This window comes from Halanaerobium polyolivorans (genome assembly GCF_020711195.1).
Taxonomy (GTDB): domain Bacteria; phylum Bacillota; class Halanaerobiia; order Halanaerobiales; family Halanaerobiaceae; genus Halanaerobium; species Halanaerobium polyolivorans.
Window position 1 is genome coordinate 95,316 of the sequence record NZ_JAJFAT010000006.1, and the last position, 19,753, is coordinate 115,068.

The 19,753-nt window shown below is 33.7% G+C and carries 19 protein-coding genes and 3 tRNA genes; 19 read left to right on the forward strand and 3 right to left on the reverse strand.

Annotated features, from left to right (window positions below):
- Positions 1-13: 13 nt before the first annotated feature.
- The gene (locus LJ207_RS05710; protein WP_229345005.1) at positions 14-1,663 is read left to right on the forward strand and encodes a nucleoside kinase; all 1,650 of its coding nucleotides are present in this window, start codon (positions 14-16) and stop codon (positions 1,661-1,663) included.
- Here the strand turns inward: LJ207_RS05710 and LJ207_RS05715 are convergent.
- Positions 1,622-2,221: a 5' nucleotidase, NT5C type gene (locus LJ207_RS05715; protein WP_229345008.1), complete on the reverse strand. Its 600-nt coding sequence runs from the start codon at positions 2,219-2,221 to the stop codon at positions 1,622-1,624. The genes LJ207_RS05710 and LJ207_RS05715 overlap by 42 nt on opposite strands.
- A 142-nt stretch (positions 2,222-2,363) precedes the next feature.
- On the opposite strand from LJ207_RS05715, the gene nth reads away from it, so the two are divergent.
- The 15 genes from nth (at position 2,364) to LJ207_RS05790 (ending at position 15,140) form a co-directional block, all read left to right on the forward strand.
- Complete coding sequence (gene nth, locus LJ207_RS05720; RefSeq protein ID WP_229345010.1) at positions 2,364-3,017, forward strand: endonuclease III; 654 nt, start codon at positions 2,364-2,366, stop codon at positions 3,015-3,017.
- Positions 3,018-3,021: 4 nt separating this feature from the next.
- Positions 3,022-3,450: a PPC domain-containing DNA-binding protein gene (locus tag LJ207_RS05725; RefSeq protein ID WP_229345012.1), complete on the forward strand. Its 429-nt coding sequence runs from the start codon at positions 3,022-3,024 to the stop codon at positions 3,448-3,450.
- Between the two features lie 44 nt (positions 3,451-3,494).
- The gene (locus tag LJ207_RS05730; RefSeq protein ID WP_229345014.1) at positions 3,495-4,808 is read left to right on the forward strand and encodes a PhoH family protein; all 1,314 of its coding nucleotides are present in this window, start codon (positions 3,495-3,497) and stop codon (positions 4,806-4,808) included.
- An 18-nt stretch (positions 4,809-4,826) separates the two neighbouring features.
- A complete protein-coding gene (locus tag LJ207_RS05735) occupies positions 4,827-6,929 on the forward strand; it encodes a SpoIID/LytB domain-containing protein (protein ID WP_229345015.1) in 2,103 nt (700 codons plus the stop codon).
- 161 nt (positions 6,930-7,090) lie between these two features.
- A complete protein-coding gene (locus LJ207_RS05740; RefSeq protein ID WP_229345017.1) occupies positions 7,091-7,645 on the forward strand; it encodes an ECF transporter S component in 555 nt (184 codons plus the stop codon).
- Between the two features lie 54 nt (positions 7,646-7,699).
- Complete coding sequence (locus LJ207_RS05745; RefSeq protein ID WP_229345020.1) at positions 7,700-8,455, forward strand: MBL fold metallo-hydrolase; 756 nt, start codon at positions 7,700-7,702, stop codon at positions 8,453-8,455.
- A 35-nt stretch (positions 8,456-8,490) separates the two neighbouring features.
- Positions 8,491-8,976 carry a tRNA (uridine(34)/cytosine(34)/5-carboxymethylaminomethyluridine(34)-2'-O)-methyltransferase TrmL gene (gene trmL, locus LJ207_RS05750; protein WP_255666775.1) on the forward strand — a complete coding sequence of 162 codons (486 nt, stop codon included), beginning with the start codon at positions 8,491-8,493 and terminating at the stop codon, positions 8,974-8,976.
- Positions 8,977-9,022: 46 nt separating this feature from the next.
- Positions 9,023-10,255 (forward strand): LysM peptidoglycan-binding domain-containing protein, encoded by a 1,233-nt coding sequence (locus tag LJ207_RS05755; protein ID WP_229345022.1) that lies wholly within the window; start codon positions 9,023-9,025, stop codon positions 10,253-10,255.
- A gap of 106 nt (positions 10,256-10,361) precedes the next feature.
- Positions 10,362-10,437: transfer RNA gene (locus LJ207_RS05760), tRNA-Lys, on the forward strand.
- 8 nt (positions 10,438-10,445) lie between these two features.
- Positions 10,446-10,522 (forward strand) — tRNA-Met (locus LJ207_RS05765).
- Between the two features lie 25 nt (positions 10,523-10,547).
- Positions 10,548-10,623, forward strand: a tRNA-Phe gene (locus LJ207_RS05770).
- Between the two features lie 192 nt (positions 10,624-10,815).
- Positions 10,816-11,916 carry a YkvI family membrane protein gene (locus LJ207_RS05775; protein WP_229345025.1) on the forward strand — a complete coding sequence of 367 codons (1,101 nt, stop codon included), beginning with the start codon at positions 10,816-10,818 and terminating at the stop codon, positions 11,914-11,916.
- A 40-nt stretch (positions 11,917-11,956) separates the two neighbouring features.
- Positions 11,957-12,724 (forward strand): electron transfer flavoprotein subunit beta/FixA family protein, encoded by a 768-nt coding sequence (locus tag LJ207_RS05780; protein ID WP_229345028.1) that lies wholly within the window; start codon positions 11,957-11,959, stop codon positions 12,722-12,724.
- Between the two features lie 2 nt (positions 12,725-12,726).
- Entirely contained in the window at positions 12,727-13,698 is a 972-nt protein-coding gene (locus LJ207_RS05785) for an electron transfer flavoprotein subunit alpha/FixB family protein (protein WP_229345031.1), read from the forward strand.
- 35 nt (positions 13,699-13,733) lie between these two features.
- The gene (locus tag LJ207_RS05790; protein WP_229345033.1) at positions 13,734-15,140 is read left to right on the forward strand and encodes an FAD-binding oxidoreductase; all 1,407 of its coding nucleotides are present in this window, start codon (positions 13,734-13,736) and stop codon (positions 15,138-15,140) included.
- A gap of 15 nt (positions 15,141-15,155) precedes the next feature.
- On the opposite strand, the gene LJ207_RS05795 is transcribed toward LJ207_RS05790, so the two are convergent.
- Positions 15,156-16,196 (reverse strand): mechanosensitive ion channel family protein, encoded by a 1,041-nt coding sequence (locus tag LJ207_RS05795; RefSeq protein WP_229345036.1) that lies wholly within the window; start codon positions 16,194-16,196, stop codon positions 15,156-15,158.
- A gap of 127 nt (positions 16,197-16,323) precedes the next feature.
- Between LJ207_RS05795 and LJ207_RS05800 the strand changes: the two genes are divergently transcribed.
- The gene (locus LJ207_RS05800; RefSeq protein ID WP_229345038.1) at positions 16,324-16,845 is read left to right on the forward strand and encodes a peptidylprolyl isomerase; all 522 of its coding nucleotides are present in this window, start codon (positions 16,324-16,326) and stop codon (positions 16,843-16,845) included.
- 54 nt (positions 16,846-16,899) lie between these two features.
- Here LJ207_RS05800 and LJ207_RS05805 read toward each other — a convergent pair whose 3' ends face one another.
- The gene (locus tag LJ207_RS05805) at positions 16,900-18,138 is read right to left on the reverse strand and encodes a BaiN/RdsA family NAD(P)/FAD-dependent oxidoreductase (protein WP_229345041.1); all 1,239 of its coding nucleotides are present in this window, start codon (positions 18,136-18,138) and stop codon (positions 16,900-16,902) included.
- 315 nt (positions 18,139-18,453) lie between these two features.
- Here LJ207_RS05805 and LJ207_RS05810 point away from each other — a divergent pair, with 315 nt between their 5' ends.
- Both LJ207_RS05810 and LJ207_RS05815 read left to right on the forward strand, forming a co-directional pair.
- Positions 18,454-18,795 (forward strand): DUF4870 domain-containing protein, encoded by a 342-nt coding sequence (locus LJ207_RS05810; protein ID WP_229345044.1) that lies wholly within the window; start codon positions 18,454-18,456, stop codon positions 18,793-18,795.
- 107 nt (positions 18,796-18,902) lie between these two features.
- A complete protein-coding gene (locus tag LJ207_RS05815) occupies positions 18,903-19,364 on the forward strand; it encodes a hypothetical protein (RefSeq protein ID WP_229345048.1) in 462 nt (153 codons plus the stop codon).
- The last annotated feature ends 389 nt before the right edge of the window (positions 19,365-19,753 follow it).

The window sequence follows — 19,753 nt, forward strand, 5'->3', positions numbered from 1 at the left end:
AGGAGGTATCCCATTGGATATAAAAATAGATGGTGAAGAATTAAAAATATTTGATACAAAAAAAATTGAAGCTATTATTGCAGAGAGCAGGATTGAAAATCCTAAAGATGTAATGGCGGTAATTATTGAAAATGAAATTTACGATTTAAACCATCATCTTGAGCAGGGAGCAGAAATAAAAACGATTACTATCAATACAGAAATTGGTAACCGAATTTATAGAAGAAGTCTTTTCCTAGTGCTTGCTAAAGCAGTTTATGAAATTTTCCCGGAAATCGTTTTAAAAATAGGTATTTCAATTAGTAATGGGATTTACTGTGAATTAAAAAATAAGAGCTGTTTAAGTAAAGCAGATCTGAGAAAAATAAAAGCAAAAATGAAAGCAATAATCTCAGCTGATTTAGAGATAAAGAGCCACAAAATGACTCAAAAAGAGGTATTAGAGGTAATTGAACAAGAGAACTGTTCATTTAGAAGTGAATTAATTATCGAACAGGACAAGGATTTTTATACCATCTATGAACTTGATGGTTATTATGACTATTTTTATTATAATATGGTACCTTCTACTTCTTATCTTTCGGAATTTGATCTGCATTTGAGAATACCTGGTTTTGTTCTTCTTTTCCCCAAATTTTTTGCTAAGAAAAAAGTTCCTACCTTTAAAGAACAACCTAAACTAGCCAAAATATTTTTAGAATATGCAGAACTTGGAGAAATACTTGGGGTAAGTAATGTTCCAGATTTAAATAATAATATTAAAAACAAGCAGTATAATGAATTAATTAGAATTGCAGAAGCTTTTCATGAAAAGAAAATTGCTAAAATAGCTGATCAAATTAAAGCAGGTATGCCCAGAAATAAGATTATCTTAATTGCCGGACCAACTTCATCAGGTAAAACGACCTTTACCCATCGTTTGGCCAATCAACTGAGAATAAATGCGTTAAGACCGGTTCAGATCTCAGTTGATAATTATTTTGTTGATAGAGAACACACCCCTCTAGATGAAAATGGTGAGCCTGATTTTGAATCGATCAAGGCCATTGATTTAGAGCTATTAAATAATCATCTTTTGAAATTAATTCAGGGAGAAGAAATAGAACTGCCAAAGTTTAATTTTGAAACAGGGGTTAGAGAAAATAGTGGGGAGAGTTTGAGTTTAGATGAAGACCAAATTATTTTAATCGAGGGTATTCATGGGCTAAATGATAAAATGACAGAGGTGATACCTCAGGATCTAAAGTTTAAAATCTATGTTAGTGCACTTACCCAATTAAATATTGATTGTCATAATAGGATTCCCACAACCGATACCAGACTGATCAGAAGAATTGTTAGAGATAATCAATATAGAGCTTTAACTGCATCAGATACTTTAGAACTCTGGAAATCGGTGAGAAGGGGAGAAGAAAGAAATATTTTTCCCTATCAGGAAAATGCAGATATGATGTTTAATTCTGCTCTTATCTATGAGCTTTCTGTGCTGAAAAGTTATGTTGAGCCTTTATTAAAACAAATAGATAGGACTGATAAAAACTATTATCAGGCACAACGACTGCTTGAAGTTTTAAGCAATTTTAGAGCTATGCCTGATAAGGAAGTTCCTTTTACATCAATTTTAAGAGAGTTTACTGGTGGGAGTGTTTTTAGAGAGAAATAAATCAATATTTTCTTTGATTTGCTCCCAATTATCTACTTTTGTTATAATTTGATTACCTTTAAAATCACTATTATGATATTTGCTGACCAGGATAACAGGAATATTTTCTGCTGCTATATTTATAGCATTTTCTTTTTTGTCATCAACGAAAAGCGAAATATTCTTTTGCAGCACCAGTGGTGCTTTATCATGCTGATGGTGTAGTTCATGATAAGGAATTTGATGTTGCTCTAACCAATCTTCTGTAAGATCTCTAAAATTTTCATGTCTGGCAGTAATTAAAAATAATTTATGACCCTGTTCAGCCAGCTCGCTTAAAGTCTCTCTGGCTCCTGGAGCTGAATTAACCTGCTGATAGACTTCAAATAATTTATTTTTAAGAAAATCGTTAAGTTCTGCTTCACTTAAACCATATGCTTCAGCAAGGTTGTAGGTATATTTCCCCAGTTTAATATCTCTGGAGAAATACTCATTCATCTTTCTCTGCCAGATATTATTTTCAGCAGTTCCTTCATCTGTTAAAACACCATCTATATCAATACCTAAATTATAATACATTTTTAACACCTCAATAATATTTTATCGCTCTAGATTCTTTAATTATTTTAACATCTTTTGCTTTCTAAGTCTAGTTTCTAATTAACTTCCAACTTTTAAATTTAAGGATATTTTTATTTAAATTGATCAAGGAGGATTTGCTTTGTCAAAACCAAATATTAAAGAAGAAAAGGTAGAAGAATTAATTGCTCTTTTTGCTGAACATTATCCAGAACCAGGTACAAGCTTAGATTCTAACAGTGATTTTGAACTTTTGATAGCAACTATACTTTCAGCCCAAACAACTGATTTACAGGTAAACAAAGTTACTGCAGAACTATTCAAAGAATATAATAAGCCTGAAGATTTTGCAGGCTTAGCCCAAAAAGAATTAGAAGAGAAGATTAACAGTATCGGTTTATATAGAAACAAAGCTAAATATATTATTAAAACAAGTAAAATGCTGCTTGAAGATTATCAGGGAAAGGTTCCCCAAGAACGTAAAGAACTACTTAAATTAGCCGGGGTTGGCAGGAAAACCGCTAATGTAGTTTTAGCCAATGCTTTTAACAAAGCTGCTTTTCCGGTTGATACCCATGTATTTAGGGTTTCTTCAAGACTTGCTTTAAGTTCAGCCAAAAATCCTAAGGTCACAGAAAAAGAACTAACAGAACTAATCCCAAAAAAGTATTGGATTGATTTACACCACTGGCTGATCGACCATGGTCGGGCTATCTGTAAGGCTCAGAATCCTGATTGTGAAAATTGTTTTTGCAGCCATCTCTGTCCATATTATAAAAATTTAGTGAAAGGATGATAATATGAAGAAAAAACTTGAAGGCCATCAGCTTAAAAATACTTATTTTTTAAGACTGCAAAAAGGTGATGATCTCCTGCAGAATTTAAGTCAAATTGCCAAAGAAAATGAGATTAAATTGGGCAGTATTAATGCTTTAGGTGCTGTTTTTAAGGTTGTTTTCTCTTATTATGATCAGCAGCAGAGAGAGTATATTTCTCTTGAAAAGGAAGGCGATTTTGAAATATTAAATTTAAATGGCAATATTTCGCTTAAAGATGGTGAGCCAATGGTTCATGCTCATATCATCTTAGCAGATCAGAATGGTAATAGCTTTGGTGGACATTTAGAAGAAGGAACAAAGGTCTTTGCTTCTGAAATCCAGATAGAGGAATTTAGCAAGCCAGATAAAAATAGAAAGTATGATCAAGCAACCGGACTAACACTTTGGTAACTAGGCACATATAAAATAATCCATTTGAACTGGAGGGAAAAAGAATGAAGAAAATATTTGTTTTAGATACCAATGTCTTATTAAATAATCCCCGAGCCATCTTTAGTTTTGAAGATAATGAAGTGATAATTCCCCTAGCGGTTTTAGAAGAAATAGATAATTTAAAAACCCAGGGTTCTGATCTCGGTTATAATGCTAGAGAAACTTCGCGTTTACTAGAAGAGCTGAGAAATCAGGGAAATTTAGATAAAGGGGTTAAATTAGAAGGTGGTGGAGTGCTAAAAATCATCATAAATGGTGAACTCCGCCTACCAAAAGGGCTTAGCTCCAGTAAAATGGATAACAGAATAATCTCAACTGCAATTGATATCATGGAAAAAAATCCTGACCGCAAGGTTATTATGGTTTCAGATGACATTAATTTAAGGTTGATTTGTGATGCTTATGGTTTAAGAGCAGAAGAGCACAGCTCTTCCCGCTTAAAAGAAGAAGAGATTTATTCAGGTTTTAGAGAATTATCAGTTAATTCAAAGTTGATCGATAAATTATTTGCCGAAAATAAACTGGCAGTTGAAGAATTAGAGCAAGAAGATAGAGATTCATTTTATCCCAATGAATTTTTACAGCTGAGCTCCAAAGATAAGCATAAAAATACCGCATTAACTCGTTTTGATGGGGAAAATTTACTTCCCCTAAAATACAATGATAAACAACCTGCTAAAATCAGGCCCCGCAATCGCGAACAGCAGCTGGCAATGGAGCTTCTGCTTGATGATCAAATCAAACTTGCTACAATTTCTGGTAAAGCTGGTACAGGTAAAACCCTGCTTGCCATTGCAGCTGGTTTAGCAAAGGTTGTGGATGAAAGTGTTTATAAAAAACTGCTTGTAGTTAGACCTGTAATGCCGATGGGTAAGGATATCGGTTACTTACCTGGTGATAAAGAGGAAAAAATGGCTCCCTGGATGCAGCCTATTTTTGATAATCTCGAATTTATTGTTCACCGTAATAATGACAGCAAATATGCCTATGAAAAACTTTTAAATTCAAAGCTGATTCAAATTGAAGCTTTGACCTATATCAGGGGTAGGTCTGTTCCAGAACAATTTATCATCATTGATGAAGCTCAAAACCTTTCTTTACATGAAGTAAAAACCATTGTAACCAGAGCCGGAGAAAATACTAAACTCGTTTTTACCGGTGACCCTTATCAAATTGATAATCCCTATTTGAATTTTCATAAAAATGGTTTGAATTATTTAGCTCACAAATTCCATGATCAAAAAATATCAGGTCATATAATGTTAAAACAGGGCGAAAGATCAGAACTAGCTGAAATAGCTAGTAAACTTCTTTAACTAATGGAGATGTATTTAATGAAAAAGATTTTTAGATTAATAATTATTACAACATTTTTAACCGGGTTATTAATTCCAGGCTTTAACCATTTCCTAAATCAACAGCCTGGAGATAATATTACTTTTTCTCAGGAAAATATAGAGAGAAGAATAGCTCAATATTCAGCTGAAGCAGTTGAAGCTTTTTATGCTGCAAACTATCAAACCGCTGTAAATTACTATGAAGAGATACTTGAGCTTGATCCTTTCAACTTGGAAAGCAGACGCAACCTGGCTGTAATTTATAATGATAAAAATGATTTGCTAAGTGAAAATAGAGAGTTGTTAAAGACCGCTATTTTATCCAATCGAGCAGCAGATATTATAGAACTGGCAGTTAGTTTTTATAAGTTAAATAATGCTCAGGCAGCAAATTATCTACTGCAGAATATGATAGAAGCTGAAGATATAATATCTAAGCGAGATCAATATCAAAAATATTATTATTTAATTAAATCACAGCTAGAATTAGATAAATTAGCTGAGGCAGAAGGATTTTTAAAACAGCTGGAAGGACTTAATCTTAATCGGGCTCAAGTAAAGTTGCTCAGAGCTGAGTTAAATCAAAAGCTTGGTAATTACTATCAGGCTTATGAGGACTTAAATAATTCCTACCAGGCTGATAGGACCCAGAATTATCTTTTTAGAGAAATGGCCTTAATGCTGGAAAAAGCAGGTGAAGATGTTAAGGCATATGATCACTGGCAGAGAAGCCTTTCTTTTGGCTTATATATAGATGAAGCTAATCAAAGAATCGATTATTATCAAGAGCATTATCCTTATTTAAGGCCTGATGATGAGGAAGAAAAAAGAGAAGAGATAAATCCATTTATTTTAGAAGCTAATTGGCAGGATATAGAAGAGCTAGAAACAGAAACAGAGGTTGAGCTTTTAAGAATCGGGCTCAGTTCTGGCAATCGAACTTTATTATTCCAGTATTCTGATCCTTTTTCAATTATATATCAAGGTAAGATTCTATTTAATGGTGAGGCTAGAAAAAACTATTTACTGGAGATTGATGATAATTCTTTAACTATTAGTGATGGAGAGCAAAAAGTTCAATTTGGTAGACTTGAAAATGAATATCAGCTTTACAGTGAAGCAGATAATTCTTCATTTTATGTTTATAATGTAGAATATGGTCAGGGTTATTTCTGGCAGGGTAGAGCAGACAGACAATATAGAGGAGATATGATTATCAAAGGAGCTGAAAACAGCTTTACTTTGATAAATGAGCTTGATCTTACAGCCTATCTTTTATCTGTAGTGCCATCTGAAATATATTCTAGTTGGCCTGAAGAATCCCTTAAAGCTCAAGCAGTTGCAGCTAGAAGCTATACTCTAAGTAATCTCGGGCGTCACAGTGGTGAAGGTTATGATCTCTGTTCTACAGTTCACTGTGCAGCTTATAATGGGGTAGGTAATGAAAATCCAAGAACCTCTAATGCTGTTTTGGCAACCAGAGGAGAAAGTGTATATTATGGAGATAGAATTATAGAGGCTGTATTCAGCAGTAATAGTGGAGGCTTTACTGAACGTAGTGATGAGATTTGGGTTGCAGATCTACCTTATTTAAGGGGAGCAAATCAAATGAAAGGTGAAAACTTTGATTTTCCACTTCCTCCAGCAGAACTTAAAGAATGGCTCAAAAATGATCCCCCTTCTTATTCTAGAGATTTCAACAGCAGCAGTTATCGCTGGCAGGTCAAAGTTCCTGTTTCTGTTATTGAAGATAGAACCGAGCTGGGTAAAATAAAAAATATTGAGGTTTTAAAAAGAGCTACAGGTGGTACAATAACTTCACTTAGAATAGTTGGTGAAGATGCTAGTAGAGAGTTCAACTCTTCTCAAATTAGAAGGGTTTTAGGCGGATTAAGAAGCAGCCGCTTTAAATTTAACAGTATAATGGATAGTAATGGCTATTTAAAAGAATTAAATATCTATGGTTCTGGTTGGGGACACAATCTTGGGATGGATCAATCAGCAGCAGCTGGAATGGCAGCTGAAGGCTGGAATTATAGCCAGATTATCAGCCACTTTTATCCTGGAGTTGAAATCAGAGAATATAACAACAATAATTAAATATTTATTTTTGTTCTTGCTGGGGGTTAACTTCAGCAAGAACTTGCGTTTAAGAAGAGATTTGTATATAATTAATATTGTGAAAAATAAATATGATTATTACTATTGAGCAGCTTAGTTTTCTTATATTTTAAAAATATTATTTCGAAATGAGGTCTATAATGGAAGTTAAGAAAATAACCAATATTGCTGTTTTATCAGCTTTTTCACTTGTTTTAATGTTATTAGTTCGTTTTCCTTTATTTTTACCATTTTTAATTTATGAGCCTGGTGATGTTCCAATTTTAATAATAGCCTTTTTATATGGCCCAGGTCCAGCTCTTGCTTCAACCTTTATCCTTGCTATATTGATGGCAGTATTTACAGGTTTAGGGGGACCTTTTGGTGCTTTTATGCATTTTTTATCTACCGGAACTTTTGCAGCAATTGCTGGCTATTTTTATCAAAAACACCACAGCCGCAGTGGAGCTATTAAAGGTTTAATATTGGGTTCAACTGCAATGGTTATAGTAATGGCTTTTGCAAACCTATTTTTAAACCCTATTTTTTATGGAATTCCCAGAGAGCAGGTTAGGCAGATGATGCTGCCGGGGATTATTCCTTTTAATCTAACAAAGGCTTTTTTAAATTCAGCAATAACAGTTTTGGTCTATAAAAAACTGGCTAATTTCTTGCGCAAAAAAGGTTTGATAAAAGCAGTAGAAAAAATCAACTAAGTTTGACAAAAATGATCTCCTGAGATAAAATTTATAGGGAAGGGAGCTGTTAGTTTGCAGATAACATTTTTAGGAACCGGAACCTCCCACGGAGTTCCTGTTATAGCCTGTGATTGTGAGACCTGTCAATCAAATAATCCAAAAAACAAAAGAAACCGAACTTCAATTTATGTTAAAAGCAGTAAATACAATTTATTAATAGATACCCCACCTGAAATGAGACTGCAGTTATTAGAAAATGAGATCAAAGATGTAGATTCTCTTTTAATGACCCATGCACATGCAGATCATATTATGGGATTTGATGATATCAGAGCTCTTAATTGGTATCAAAATAAAGCGATGCCTGTTTATTCAGATCAGCAAACCCTTGCTCACATTAGAAGGATTTTCCCCTATATATTTTCAGGAAATAATGCAGGTGGAGTGCCCCAGGTTATCTTAAAAGAGGCAGCAGAGAGTTTTAAACTGGGAGATTTGAAGATAAAAGCTGTGCCAATTTATCACGGCAAAAATAAAATTTTAGCTTATAGAATCAATAATTTTGCTTATTTAACAGACTGCAGCAAAATACCTGAACAATCTTTTGAACTTTTAGCAGGGATAGAGTATGCTGCAATTGATGCTTTAAGATATACCGAGCATCCCACTCATATGTCTGTTGATCAAGCTGTAGAGCTTGTCAATAAACTGGACTTAAAACACGGCTATTTAACTCATATTTCACACAGGCTTGAACATCAAGAGTTAGCAGAATATTTACCTAAAAATGTTAGCCCTGCTTATGATGGCTTAACGATTGAAGTTTAATTACAAAATAAAAGTTATTTTTAAAGGTGATCATTTTGAATATTGTGCTTGTAGAACCAGAAATACCACAAAACACCGGTAATATTGCCAGAACCTGTGCAGTTACAGATTCTGCTCTGCATCTGATTAGACCACTTGGCTTTTCAACTTCAGATAAGCATTTAAAAAGAGCTGGTCTTGATTACTGGCATAAATTAGATATTAGTTATTATGATTCTTTGGCTGAATTTTTCAAGCAAAATAAAGGTGGGAGATTTTTTTATGCAACAACCAAAGCTCCAAAATCCTACCATGAGATGAATTATCAAGCTGATGATTATTTTCTATTTGGTAAAGAAACTGCCGGTCTTCCCGAAACTTTACTCAAAGATAATCTAGAATATTGTATTAGAATCCCTATGAAAGACAGTTTGCGCTCCTTAAATCTTGCCAATTCTGTCTCAATAATCATTTATGAGGCATTAAGACAAAATAATTTTAATAATTTAAATAAAAAAGGTAGATTCAAAAAGGAAATATAGTCTTTATCTAGAAATATATAGTTAGAGTTGTGAAAGGAGGGGAGAAATGGAAAAAAGTCGATTTAATAGGATTTTAATAATTTTAGTAATTTTGCTTTTGGCTTTTAGTTTCAGTACTTTTGCCTATAATTTAAGATTAAATAATCGGGGAAGTGAAGTTCTAGAAGTGCAGAAGTATTTAGCAGAACTGGGTTATGAGCTTTCAACGGATGGGATTTTTGGTAGCGGAACTGAAGAAGCAGTTAAAGACTTTCAGAGGAGTAATAACTTAACGGTTGATGGTATAGTTGGCAGAGAGACTTACCAGGTACTAAAAAATTCTTTCGTTGAAAAAGTGTCATATGAGTTATACATAGTTAGTCGAGGAGATTCTCTTTCTAATATTGCAAACAGCCGTAATTTAACTGTTTCAGAAATTAAAAATTTTAACAAATTAACTTCTGAAAGAATTAATTATGGGCAGACTTTAAAAATACCGGTAGAAGCTATTGGTGGTAATGATCAAAAGCAAGAAGCTGAAAGTTCTACTTATACAGTCAGGAGAGGTGATACACTCTCCCAGATTGCAAATAGAAATAATCTTAAGGTAGAGGATATTATTGCTAAAAATAATATCAGTTCAGACTTTATTAGAGAAGGTCAGGAACTAAGACTTCCTAACTCAACAAATAGTCAGCAGAGCTCAAATAATAGAGATAATAGTAGTGGAAGTTCTGAAAATAATTTGAAACATGAAGTTCAACCTGGAGAATCTTTAAGTGTTATTGCTCAACAATATGGTACAAGAACATCAGATATTAGAGCAAATAATGATCTTCAGGGTGATAGAATTTATGCTGGACAGGAATTAGTAATTAAAGGTGCCAGTAGATCAGGACCAATTCGATTAGAAAAAGGTTCTATAATCTGGCCTGTTAGAGGGAGAGTAACTTCAGAGTTTGGTTGGAGGGATCATCCGGTAAATAATGAGAGATCATTTCATAATGGACTTGATATTGCTGTTCCAACAGGAACTGATATAAAAGCTGCAGCTTCAGGTCAGGTGACACATAGTGGCTGGATGAATGGTTTCGGTTATACTGTGGTTATTGATCATGGTAATAATATAGAAACCCTTTATGGACATAACTCTAGATTATTAGTTTCTAGGGGTGAAAATGTTCAACAAGGACAGAGAATAGCTCTTTCTGGTAATACGGGAATGAGTACAGGCCCTCACCTTCATTTTGGGGTTTTAAGAAATGACGAACCCTTAGATCCAAGAAAATACTTACCTTAAAAAATATTAGCAAAGATATAAGCAGGCAAAAATGTCTGCTTATATTGCTTTTTTTCTTGACAAGTATTAAAATGGGTGATATTATATAAACTGTCGCTGGTTAAATGGGCCATTAGCTCAGTTGGTAGAGCACCTGACTTTTAATCAGGTTGTCGGAGGTTCGATTCCTCCATGGCTCACCATTTATTGACGCGGGGTGGAGCAGTCCGGTAGCTCGTCAGGCTCATAATCTGGAGGTCGTCGGTTCGAATCCGGCCCCCGCAACCATTTTTATTTTTTTAAACTTAAATAGGGTGAGATAGCTCAGTTGGTAGAGCAGTGGATTGAAAATCCACGTGTCGACAGTTCGATTCTGTCTCTCACCACCATTTCGTAATTAAGGCAGGCAGTAGCTTGTCTTTTTTTTATTTAAGATAAGAAAAAAATACCACAATTTTAAATCTCAGCCTACTCCTTGACACTTAAAAAAGATTAATTTATAATTAAATAAGCCTTTACTTTGCTGTGCTAAAGTAGGGTCAATAAATATTTTCAAATAATTTAGTAGAGGAGTTTGAGTAGTGGAGAAAAGTAAATTTGCAGTTCCGGTTTTTTTAAGTGTAGCTTTTGTTTGGTTTACAACTCATTTTGGTGGTGGTTTTGCTTCAGGTAGGCAGGCAGCAGAATTTTTTGTCATGCATGGTTGGTATTCTGTATTTACTCCTATTTTAGCAATGGGAATAGATGCCATAATTTTTTATTATGCCTGGGATTTCAGTGTAGTTAACAAGACATATGATTACAGAAGTTGGACAGATGAGTTTTATTATCCATATCACAAAATTTTTTCTAATTTATATGAAATAATTTTTGTTATGACAATGGGAGTAGCAACAGCAGTTGCTTTTGCAACAGGTGGTAGTACAATTGAATCTGCATTAGGAACACCTTATTTACCTAATACAATTATTATTGCAGTAATAATCTTTTTTCTCACTATTTTTGGGGCAAAGGTTGTTAGAAAGGCAGCAACTTACATAGGTATAGCAATAATTATTGGTGTAATTGTGGTTTATGGGGCAAATGCAGTTGCCAGTTTTCCCAGAATAATAGCAGTAATATCTGATCAAACTGCAAAAACTAATGTCTGGTCAGCCTTATGGAGTATGCTGCTTTATGCCAGTTTTCAAGCGATTGCAGTTGGAGCATATGTAGCAGTAGCAGATGTATTAGAAACTAGAGAAGATGCTCTAAAAGCAGCCTGGGCTGGCTTTGTCATTAATGGAGTTTTACTAACTTTAGCTTCATTAACTGTTTTAGCTTATTATCCGGATATTTTGGAAATTCCAGTTCCTACAATTTTTGTGGTTAATAATGGAGTTGGGGGAGCTCTAGCAGAAAATGTTATTTCTACCTTGATTATTTTAGGTGTTATTTCAACCGGGGTTAATTTTGTTTTTGGAGGAGTTAAGAGAATTATTGCCTGGTGGCCTAATGATAATACAGGCCGCAGCCATTCTATATTTGCCTCTTTAGTCTTTGTAGTATTAACCTGGTCTATAGCCCGTTTTGGTCTGATTCCACTGGTGGCTAGAGGATATGGCTTTTTAGGATATTTAGGTATACCAGTTCTAATTATCCCGGTATTTTATAGATTAATCAAAAGAAGATTTGGGAGTTGATAGCTTGCATATTATAGTTCTGATTAAACAGGTCCCTGAGATGGATAAAGTTTTATTTGATTCTGAAAAGGGAAGAATAGATAGAAAATCAGCTGGAGTAGAGGTTAATCCTTTTGATTTAAATGCCCTTGAAACTGCTGTAGCGATTAAAGAACAAACAGGAGCAGAAATCAGTGTTTTAAGTATGGGGCCCAACAGAGCAGAAGAGGCTCTTAAAGAAGCTGTAGCCAGAGGAGCAGATAATGCTTATCTTTTAAGTGATCAAAAGTTTGCAGGTGCTGATACCATTGCTACCTCAGCCAGCCTGGCAGCAGCAGTAGAAACTATCGGTGCTTATGATCTCATTATTGCAGGTGAGATGAGTGTAGATGGTGATACAGCTCAAGTAGGTCCTCAGACTGCTGAGTTTTTAAATATCAATCATGCAGCCTATGTTAGTGAGTTGATTTCTCTAAATGAAAGTGAAATTACGATTAAAACTTCACTCTGGCAGGCCAATTACAGTAAAAGCTTTAGTTACCCTTTATTGATAACTGTGACCAAAGATATTAATACACCTCGTTTACCTTCGTTTAAAGCTAAACTGAAGGCCAGAAAAGCTGAGGTAAAGAATTTAACTCTGGCAGATATTAAAGAAAAGCTAAAAATTGATAAAGTTGGATTTAAAGGTTCACCAACCTGGGTGGATAATATAGTTGTTCCTGCAGAAATTAGTAGAAAGACAAAGGTCTTTAGTGAAGAAGAAAAAGAAAGTGCTTATCACAAAATCAAAGAAATATTAATCGAAAAAAATTTGATGGAGGATTAACTATGGCAGCAAAAAAAGAATTATTAATTCTGGCTGAATACAGTCAGAATAAAATACACCCGGTTGTATTCGAGCTTCTAAATAAGGGTCAAAAACTGGCAGAAAAAGCTGATTTGAATTTATCAGTTCTACTTTTGCTCCCGAAAAAAATAGATTTTTCTGAATTGATAGCCCATGGAGCAGATAAGGTTTATTATATGGAAGATCCAGTCTTTGCTAATCCAGATGAATTTATATACAAAGAAAACATTCTCAGCTTTTTAGCAAAGGCTCAGATAGAAATAGTTTTAACAGGAGCAACAAATTTTGGCCGTTCACTGGCTCCTAGAATTGCTGCTGGACTCAAAACAGGTTTAACAGCTGACTGTACAGCTTTAGATATCGATGAAGCTGGTAATTTAATTCAGATCAGACCTGCTTTTAGTGAAAATATTCTGGCTCACATTAAATCTGATAGCAGACCGCAAATGGCAACAATTCGCTATCAAGAATTCAAAAAAGGTACTGCAGATAGGTCCAGACAGGGAGAAATAATAGCTTTAGAAACAAAGATTAAGGATAATCCTAATTTAAAGGATATAAAAAAATTGAGTGATAGAGAAATTAATATTGCAGAAGCAGATATAATTGTAGCTGGTGGAAGTGGTGTCAAAAACGGAGAAGATTTTAAATTACTTAAAGAATTAGCAGATCTTTTAGGTGGCCAGCTGGCAGCTTCTCGTGATGTTGTAGATGCTGGTTTAATAGCAAAGGAATATCAGGTAGGTTATAGTGGGCAAAGAGTAAAACCAAAACTATATTTTGCCTTTGGTATTTCTGGAGCACCTCAGCATTTAGCAGGGATGAAAGAAGCAGAGACTATTGTGGCAGTAAATACTGATCCTTCTGCCCCAATTTTTAATCTTGCTGATTATGGAATAGTAGCTGATCTCTATCAAGTTATTCCGGAACTTATTGAAATGCTTAAAAATTAAAAATATCTTTATCGAATTATATTGGAGGAAAAATAATGAAGCAAGTAGTTATTAATGATTTAAAAAAAATTGTTGGTGATAAATGGGTAGATCAAAACCCGGAAAGAGTTTTATCATACAGCAGAGAAAGTACAAATGATAATTATACTCTGGTAGCTCCTGAGCCAATAGAAGGTTCAGTTGTTGTTAAAGCTGCTGATGCAGAAGAAATTTCGCAAATTTTAAAATATGCCAATCAGGAAAAAATTAATGTAATTGCCAGAGGTGCGGGTACTGCACTTTCTGCAAATACGATTCCTGCTCAAGAAAGCATTATTTTATCTTTAGAAAGGTTAAATAAAATTTTAGAATTAGATGAAGAAAATATGCTTTTAAAATGTGAGGCTGCTGTTAGTTTGGGTGATTTAAATGAAAGATTAAAAAGCAATGACCACCTTTACTTTCCTCTCCATCCTGGAGATGAAGGAGCGCAGGTAGGAGGAATGGCCTCTATGAATGCAGGTGGTGTAAGAGCTGTTAAGCATGGTATTATGAGAAATCAGGTTCTCGGTATGGAAGTTGTACTACCAACAGGAGAAATAGTTCATTATGGTGGTAGTGAAGGTAAATTATTAAAAAACAATGCCGGTTATGATTTAATGCAGTTGATGATAGGTAGTGAGGGCACCCTTGGTATTATTACCGAAGTTAGCCTTAAACTTTATCCTGAGCCAAAGGCAAATGGAACTTTAATTGTTGCTTTTGCCAGCAGAGAAGATGCTTTTGCTGCTGTTCCGGCGATTTTAAAAAAAGGTATTATACCGATGGCCTTAGAATATGTGGAAAAAGATGAAATAGAATTGGCTGCAGCTGATATAGGGAAAAAATGGCCAGCTCAAAATGGAGAATATTTTTTAATGATTATGCTCTCTGAAGCAGAAGAAGATGATCTTTTTGAGATAGGAGCCCAGATTGACCAAATTACTGCTGAGCATAATGCGGTTGATATGTTAATTGCTCAGACCACAGCTGAGCGCAAAGATATTTTGGAGATTAGAAGCCATATTTTACCGGCTATTTCTGATAAAATTATTGATAGTCCTGATGTGACAGTTCCAAGAAGTAAGCTCTGTGAATATTTAAATATTTTAAATGAACTTGAAGAAAAATATAATACTAGGTGTCCGGTGGTGGCCCATGCCGGAGATGGTAATTTACATGTTATTATTTTAAAAGAAGCTGGCTCTAAACCGGATTATTATGAAAGCTTGAAAAAGGATATCTATCAGAATGCAGTGGATATCGGAGGAACAATTACCGGTGAACATGGAGTTGGCGAAATGCGTTTAGAATATTTGAAAATGATGTATTCAGAGAGAGAACTAGAAATAATGGAAAAAATAAAAGATGCTTTTGACCCAAATGATATTTTAAATTCGGGTAAAAGCATCATTAGAAAATAATAATTTTTAGATCACCTATTGCTGCTCAGCTTTAGGTGATTTGTTTTTGTTTGGGAATTCTACTCTTGTTTTGGGCAGGCTTTCTGGATAATTTTCTTTAATAAATTTAATTAAATGCTCTCTTAAAAAGACCCTTAATTCCCAGGCGGTTGGAGAATCATCTGCACTGACTAAGATTCTAAGCTGCATTGATTTTTCAGTTGCATCAGTTACCTGAATCACCTTAACTTGATTATTCCAGAGTTCATTATCTTCTAATAATCTATCTAGTTCTTTTCTGATTTCATCAATTGCTACTGTGTAATCAGTATAAAGGAAAACAGTTCCCAAAATAGAGGAAGTTTTGCGGGTCCAGTTTTGAAAGGTGTTTTCTATAAAATAGGTTGTTGGGACAACAAGCCTTCTTTGATCCCAGATTTTAACTACAACATAGGTTAAGTTAATCTCTTCTATCCAGCCCCATTCACCTTCAACTATTACCACATCATCAACTCTAATCGGCTGAGCTACAGCCAGCTGAATTCCAGCAATAATGGAAGCAATTATTTTTTGAGCTGAAAAACCTATGATAATACTGGCCACACCAGCAGAGGCAAAAAGACTTATTCCGAATTTTTGGATTGATTCAAAGGTCATTAAGGCAGTAGATACTGCAAAAAAGATTATTATAACTGTAATAACCTTTTCTAAGATATTATATTGGGTGTGTATTTTTCTTGCTTTTAAATTATCATTAACATCTACCCGATGTTTTTCTGCCATAAAGATTTTAAATACTTTTAGAAGTTTAATAAGTATCCAGGAGATCGAAAAAATTAATGTTATATCTAAGAGATGTTTTAAATTCCCCCAAAAAAGATTAAGTTCTTCTGTAAAGGCAAAGGGTATTAAAAGAGCGATATTCAAAAAGAGTAAAAAGATTGGCAATTTAAGATTTTCCTTGATCTTTTTATATTTTTCTCCAGAGACTTTTTTTAAAATTAATCTGGTGGCTTGAAGCAAAATGAAATAAATAAGAAGAAATATACCTAAACTCAAAGCAAAATTATACAGCATATTTACTCACCTCTAATCTATTATAAGAAAAGTTGCCCCTTTAATGCAAATTATTTGTTTTTAAAGAGATTATCTATTATAATTAAATAAGTCAAATTAATTATTTTAAGAAGAAAGGTGGTTTATTGTGGATAAAAATCCAGAAGTAAAAATTATTTTAAATAGTGGTGAAGAGATTAAATTAGAATTATATCCTGAACAAGCTGAAAATACAGTCAATAATTTTATCGATCTGGCCGAAAAAGATTATTATGATGGGCTAAAATTTCATCGGGTAATCAAAGGTTTTATGATCCAGGGCGGTTGTCCAGAAGGTACTGGCAGAGGTAATCCAGGTTATGCAATTAAAGGTGAATTTGCCAGCAATGGTTATGATAATGACCTCAGCCATAAAAGAGGAGTTATTTCCATGGCCCGCAGTCAAAACCCTAATTCTGCAGGATCACAGTTTTTTATAGTTCATCAGGATGCACCTCACCTTGATGGTCAGTATGCAGCCTTTGGTGAAGTAATTGAAGGTATGGATGCAGTTGATAAAGTTGCTGATGTCAAAACAGATGCTCGTGATATGCCTTTAGAAGACCAGGTTATTTCTAAGGTAGAGGTAGAACTATTTGGTCAGGAATATGAAGCACCAGAAATAGTTTAAGTTAAAACATTGGCTAAAAATATCAACAATTAAAGGTCAGCAAATAGCTGGCCTTTATTTATCTTTAAATCTTTGTTTAATTTCTCTTCCCGCAAGATAAGCTGTAGAAAAAGCAGCCTGAAGATTATAACCTCCTGTATCTCCATCAATGTCAAGGACTTCTCCAACTGCAAAAAGTTTATCTTTTAGTTTAGATTCCATGCTTGCCGGCTTGATTTCTTGGAGATTTATTCCCCCTGAACTAACCATTGCCTTTTTAAAAGAGCCCAAACTTTTAACTTCAAATTCTAAAGCATAAAGTGATTTTACAAGTTTTTTTCTCTCTTCTTTAGTTATTTGAGCTGCTTTTTTATTTAAATCAATTCCTAATTCTCTTGAAATTTTTTGACTCAAACGAGCCGGTAGTTTTAGATCTTTAAGCAGATTTTTAAATAGGGTGCTGCCATTATTTTTGATCAACTTGATTAATCTTTGATCTAAAATAGCTTCGTTTTCTGCATTGATAAGATGGATTTTAATTATATCTGAACTTATTATATATCTGGAATAATTTAAAATAGCAGGACCTGAAAGACCCTGATGGGTAAAAAGAAGGTCACCTGACCACCTTTTAATTAAATTCTTATTTCTCCAGAGTGATAGTTCAACTTTTCTTAAGGAAACACCTGCTAATTCAGAGTACTGATAGTTTTTTATCTTAATTGGAGTTAAAGCTGCTTTAACTTTTTCTATGCTGTGGCCTAGAGAAGCTGCAAATCTATAACCATCTCCAGTTGAACCAGTATTAGGATAAGACTTTCCACCTGTAGCTATAACTAAAAAATCGGAATAATAATCCTTATTTATAGTGCTTACTTTAAAATTGTTATTGTTTTGATTGTAATCAACAGTTTTAACAGGCTGATTATATTGAATTTTAATGCCTAATTGATTAATTTCTTTTAATAAAACTTCAAGAATATCTTTTGCTTTACCTGAAGCAGGAAAGATTTTTGACTTTTCTCTTGTTTCAAATTCAATACCTCTTTCTCTGAAAAAATTAAGCAGAGCTTGATTATCAAAACTATAAAGTGCACCTTTAAGAAAATTCTCTTTTTCTCCATAATGCTTGAAAAAATCATTAATATCTCCAGCTTGGGTTAAATTGCACTGACCTGACCCTGTAATCAAAAGTTTTTTAGCCGGAGTAGAATTTTTTTCAAGTATTAATATTTTTTTATCTGGTGAAGCTGCCTCTATAGCTGTAAAAAGACCTGCAGGACCAGCTCCAATTATGATAAGATCTAATTTCATAAAACCATCCTTATTTAAAAATATTTTAAACTAGTGAAATTGAGTGAATTTGCACTAAATAATGTCATTAATAATATTATATAAAAGCTAAGGCTATGTGTCTATTCTTTCGATTAAATAATATAGAGATTGATCAAAGTTGAGAAAATTGATTTTTTATATCTAACTATTCTTAAAAATTATTATAGCATAAGAAGGAATAATCAGCTGAATGGATAATTTAATTAATGAAAAGAGAACTATTTAAAATTAAAATCTAAATCATTTAAAATCGAATTTAATTTTTAATAACTCTTTTAAAGAAAGGAGAATATTATGGCTGAGAAGAATACTGTTTTAGGTATTGATGAAAATCTTGAAGCTCTGCTGACTTATGTGTTGGGGTGGATTACTGGAATTGTCTTCTTGTTTTTAGAAAAAGAAAACGAATATGTAAGATTTCATGCTATGCAGTCATTGGTAACCTTTCTGGCCTTATTTGTAATCACAATTGTAATTGGTTGGATTCCTATTTTAGGCTGGCTTATTTCATTTTTGCTTTCTATTTTGGGGATAGTGCTCTGGCTGATATTGATGGTAAAAGCTTATCAGGGAGAACTCTACAAACTACCAATTGCTGGTGATTTTGCAGAGGAGCGGCTTTCAAAAATGAACTAATATTTTCTATACCCTTCGGGATTAAAAATTCAATTTAATCCCGGGGGGCTTTAATACTTAAAACACTTAATCTTGGTAAAATAATTACTAAAAAGGAGAGGAAGACCTTGTTTAAAAATATTATTTTTTCAAATACAATTTTAATTATTTTGATTTGCCTGCTGATAGCAGCACCTATTTTTATGCAGACTGCTCATGCTTCAAGTATTTTGGATAGGCTGTTTAAAACACTCGGGATTGGAGTAGTTGTAGATCGTTTTGCAGAACCTATCAATGATTTCATAAATACTCTCACTTTAAATAGAGGAGTTGAGGTCCAGCAGAAGACAAAGGTGGTTCCTATAGTTACAGTAGGTTCAGGAACTTATGTAGGAGCGGTTCAGGTGGCAGGACCAGAAGAAGCAATCAATAGAGTTGAAGCTGTGGCCCAACTTGAAGGTGATTTTAGGGGAGGAGATTTTAGAATAAGGGCTCTTGTCCCTATTAATACTAAAAATCCTGGTAATTTGCAAAATGTAGAAAGAATAGAAGAAGTAGGTGTTACAGCTTTAATAGATATTAATATTTAAAAATTATAGAGCAAAAAATTAATCAAATATCATTTTTTTAGCACCATTCCTGGCAATTAATGCAAATAGGGTGGTGTTTTTTTAGCTCAAACTTTTTCTAAATTTGCTTGACAATGAAAATAATCACTAATAATTTTGCTAATAATAAATAGTTTGTACTACTAAAATATAATTTAAGAGGAATCCTTAATGGATTGAGATTATAATATCTCGACTATTAAAAGGATTCCTCTTTGAGTTTAAGCAGCTAAATTTTTCAAAAGAAGTAAATTGCCCTAAGTCTTATTAAGGGAAATAGCCTGCAAACTTAAAATAGGAATTAATGATTCAAACTAAAGAAGTAAAGACCTCCTAAGCTCTGATATGCCCAAGAGGTCTTTTGTATATAG

Bases quoted from the DNA above. Each gene is read 5' to 3' on its own strand.
- LJ207_RS05730 (WP_229345014.1), top strand. From the start codon at position 3,495: ATGAAGAAAATATTTGTTTTAGATACCAATGTCTTATTAAATAATCCC.
- LJ207_RS05740 (WP_229345017.1), top strand. From the start codon at position 7,091: ATGGAAGTTAAGAAAATAACCAATATTGCTGTTTTATCAGCTTTTTCA.
- LJ207_RS05755 (WP_229345022.1), top strand. From the start codon at position 9,023: ATGGAAAAAAGTCGATTTAATAGGATTTTAATAATTTTAGTAATTTTG.
- LJ207_RS05780 (WP_229345028.1), top strand. From the start codon at position 11,957: ATGGATAAAGTTTTATTTGATTCTGAAAAGGGAAGAATAGATAGAAAA.
- LJ207_RS05790 (WP_229345033.1), top strand. From the start codon at position 13,734: ATGAAGCAAGTAGTTATTAATGATTTAAAAAAAATTGTTGGTGATAAA.
- LJ207_RS05795 (WP_229345036.1), bottom strand. From the start codon at position 16,196: ATGCTGTATAATTTTGCTTTGAGTTTAGGTATATTTCTTCTTATTTAT.
- LJ207_RS05785 (WP_229345031.1), top strand. From the start codon at position 12,727: ATGGCAGCAAAAAAAGAATTATTAATTCTGGCTGAATACAGTCAGAAT.
- LJ207_RS05810 (WP_229345044.1), top strand. From the start codon at position 18,454: ATGGCTGAGAAGAATACTGTTTTAGGTATTGATGAAAATCTTGAAGCT.
- LJ207_RS05715 (WP_229345008.1), bottom strand. From the start codon at position 2,221: ATGTATTATAATTTAGGTATTGATATAGATGGTGTTTTAACAGATGAA.
- LJ207_RS05725 (WP_229345012.1), top strand. From the start codon at position 3,022: ATGAAGAAAAAACTTGAAGGCCATCAGCTTAAAAATACTTATTTTTTA.
- LJ207_RS05735 (WP_229345015.1), top strand. From the start codon at position 4,827: ATGAAAAAGATTTTTAGATTAATAATTATTACAACATTTTTAACCGGG.
- LJ207_RS05805 (WP_229345041.1), bottom strand. From the start codon at position 18,138: ATGAAATTAGATCTTATCATAATTGGAGCTGGTCCTGCAGGTCTTTTT.